General features: G+C 56.1%; 2 protein-coding genes. Both read right to left on the bottom strand.

Annotated elements, in window-relative coordinates:
- Nucleotides 1–331: 331 nt before the first annotated feature.
- Nucleotides 332–1,999: a ShlB/FhaC/HecB family hemolysin secretion/activation protein gene (locus ABYP39_RS18175; RefSeq protein ID WP_372784031.1), complete on the bottom strand. Its 1,668-nt coding sequence runs from the start codon at nt 1,997–1,999 to the stop codon at nt 332–334.
- A 55-nt stretch (nt 2,000–2,054) separates the two neighbouring features.
- On the bottom strand, nt 2,055–3,286 hold a 1,232-nt coding region (locus tag ABYP39_RS18170; protein WP_372784029.1), incomplete at its 5' end, for an OmpA family protein.

Raw genomic sequence — 3,286 nt, 5'->3', positions numbered from 1 at the left:
GCAACGCGAGGTAGCGATCAGGCTCGTGGATAACGGTAGGGCTCAGCGAAGACGGGAATCCCCACCAGGAGAGTAAGTACACACCACGTGCAGTTACGGGTATTTGCGAGTATTGGGAATCGCGGGAGAGGGCTAGTCTAGCCCCCAATGACAACATTATTGGGGGCGTAACCATGATCTACCTGACAGAGCTAAATCCCGTCTGGCTAATGGCTGGAGTATTGGCGTTAAGCACACTCGCAGGCGTTATCTTGTCGCCAAAGGGACAGCGCCCCGCCATTCAGTCGCAAGACTGTTATGCGGTCCACTTCCGCCGCGCGCTGGAAAACACCTAGAAGACTTTTCGCAGACGCCAGAAGAAATCCGCTTCGGCATCTTCCAGCCGGTCTTCATCACTGACATCCTTGCTCAGCGGGGTCGCCGCCACGATATCCATTGACAGCCCGTCGCCAAACTCTGTGGCCAGGCGGATGCCGATATCGGATGCTGACTGACTGTCACCCAGATCACTGGACGTTTCGTTGAACCAGGCCGCGCCGTGTTCAATAAACACCGACGGCCGCCAGTCAAACCCCCACCAGTTGCGACGCGTGGTAACGTTCAGGCGCAGCAGATAACCCTCATCACCAATCAATGCACCCGGTAAATAGGCACTTAAGGAATACATGCCACCGAGCACATACTGCTGCTGCTGGGGTAACTGCTCGCTGGCAAATTGCCCCTTAAAGCTGGCACTCGCAACCCACTGCGGTGCATACCGCCAATGGTAATCCACGCTCGGGTGAAAGGTGAGAAAATCTGCGCTGCGCGCCGCTGGTACTACATCCGGTACTGAGCTCGATGGGTTCTGCGCCCGGAACTCGTCATAGCGGTCCAAGGTACCACCGTCGCCGCCGAGGCCATAGCGCACTTTCAAACCGGCCTGCAGGGATGAGTCGCCACTTACAGGAACCGGACGACGTACATAATCAACGCCCAGCTCAGCCACCTGATAGGTTTCATCCAGTAACGGGTCAGAAAGCCCGTCTGCTTCTACCTTGGTGTCCACATGTTCTAATCGCTGCGACAGACTGATACCCGCCAGTGGCGTGCTGTACAGGTACTGCTTGCCGGTAAGGGCCATTTCGCTGACTTCGCCGTCGGCGCCGCGTTCAGTGGTTTGGCTGCTTGCGGGCGTGCAACCCAGAATCAGTAATGTGCAGCTGCCCTGGGTAGTTTGCACAGACTCCACGGTACTTTTGTACTCAACGTGGGCCAGTTCTATGCCATACAGGCCAAACGTAAAAGGATGGTCCAGTGAAAATTTCAGCTGGTCGAGGTCGCTGCCCAGGCGGGAGCCACCCAAATCAGAAAAAGCGTGCTGGTACGCCAGTGTGGCCTGCGTTCCCGACGCGAAGTTGTGTTGCAACCCGGCAATCCCGTAGTAACGGCCAGCAAACCGACTACCCCGATTATTCAGCTCGAGAAAGATATCAGTGGCGTCGTGGTCGGCAACCGGCTCAGGCTCCAGCACCAGCGTTGCCTGATTGCCGTCGAGCACTTCAAAGTGCGTTCGGTAATTTACTCCCGAGCGCTCCGAACGAATATTGGCGAGCTCACGCGCGTTGTAAAACTCTCCCAAGGTCAGATCAGAGTCGCCGCGCAAACCGACAAAATACGGTGTAATGCTTTCACTGCCCTCAACACCAGCTAACTCATACTCGCTGATAAAAACAGAGACAGTTGTTCCCTCTCTAAAATACAGCACGCGCGTCAGAATGTTACCGTCATCGTAATAGGCGCGCGTTAATTGCTTGATAAATTCAGAGGGCACAGCGGCCTCGGCAATCATTGCACGAACCGCTTCGGCATCGAGTTTTTGATTGCCGTAGACACGAATCGTTGTGCCCGCGATATTCCCTTGAATGCCTAATGTGTTCGACACCCCGCGCTTCAATTCATAATAGGAAGCCTCGTCCGCCAGAACTGGCGGCAGTACCGGAGGTAAATCGATTGCCATTACGCGTATTCCCCTAAGATAATTTTTAAAAGTCTGCGAGCTATTGCGATGACACCTAGCGTGTCATCGCATTGCGCTGAGCCTGCGGTGCAACAATCAAGACCGCTCGCCGGTTGCGCTCACTGCCCGCTTCACTATCTTCCGCAGCGACCGGGTCGGACTCACCGTAGGCTTTTACTTCCATGCGGTCGACAGAGATCCCATTTTCCGCAAGGTAATTGGCAACAGCGCGCGCTCTATTCAGCGAGAGTTTTTCGTTGTATGGATCGCTTCCTCTGGTATCAGCGTGGCCGGCAATAATAATCCGACCGTCAGACTGCGCGTTAAGTAATACCAACGCACGCTTGAGAATAACCTTACCCTCTGGCGTCAATTCTGCGCTGTTCGTGTCAAAGCGAACACCCTCCAATTCCAGGTGGGCAGTGGTCAGCAAGTCACAGCCATTCGCCAATACTTTGCTGCCCGGCTTGGACATTGGGCAAAGATCATCGCTATCACAAACGGTATCGGCGTCGCCGTCACTGCAACGCTCGGCAGCCGAGGCTTGTTCGTCAACACGCTGCAGCGCCATTTGATCACGGCCGTTTGAACCGTAAAAGCCTTCGCCACCCAAACCGGGCAGCGGCGCATCAGAAATATTGCTGCCGAGCAGATCTGCGATTACACCGCCACCGTCACTGCCAAGCGCATCTTCAAGACTGCCGCCGGTGATATCACCAACCACACCGTCAAGCGGTGAAATAACCGGATCGAGTACAGTCAGCAAGGGACCCGTAGCTGGCTCCAGGCCTTCGACAATTGGCTCAAGAAGGTTATCAACGGGATCGGTAATTGGGTCCAGCGTGGTGTCGATCACATCAACAAGACCACCCAGGCCTGAGCCATCACTGCTGCCGCCATCGGTGCCCGCATCGCTGCTACCGCTGCCCAGCAAATCATTAATCACGCCGTCGCCATTGCTGGTATCACCATCACCGCTGGTGGTCAGCGCATCGCTGAGACTGCCACCCGTAGTATCGCCAACAACGCCGTCCGCCGGCGCAATCACCGGCGACAGACCATCCACGACCGGTTCAGTGACCGGCTCGAGGGCTTCAACGACTGGGGCCAGCACCGCATCAACGGGATCGGTAATTGGGTCGAGGGTGGTGTCTACGGCATCAACAAGACCGCCTAGGCCAGAGCCGGAGCCATCACTGGCACCGCCATCGCTGCCCGTTTCGGAACCACTGCCCAGCAGGTCGTTAATCACACCATCACCGTTGCCGGTGTTGCTGTCACCACTAG

It is taken from the genome of Litorivivens sp. (assembly GCF_041625495.1).
Classification (GTDB): domain Bacteria; phylum Pseudomonadota; class Gammaproteobacteria; order Pseudomonadales; family Spongiibacteraceae; genus Litorivivens.
Note: the sequence above shows the minus strand (reverse complement) of the source record. Positions and strands in the feature narration are given on the sequence as shown.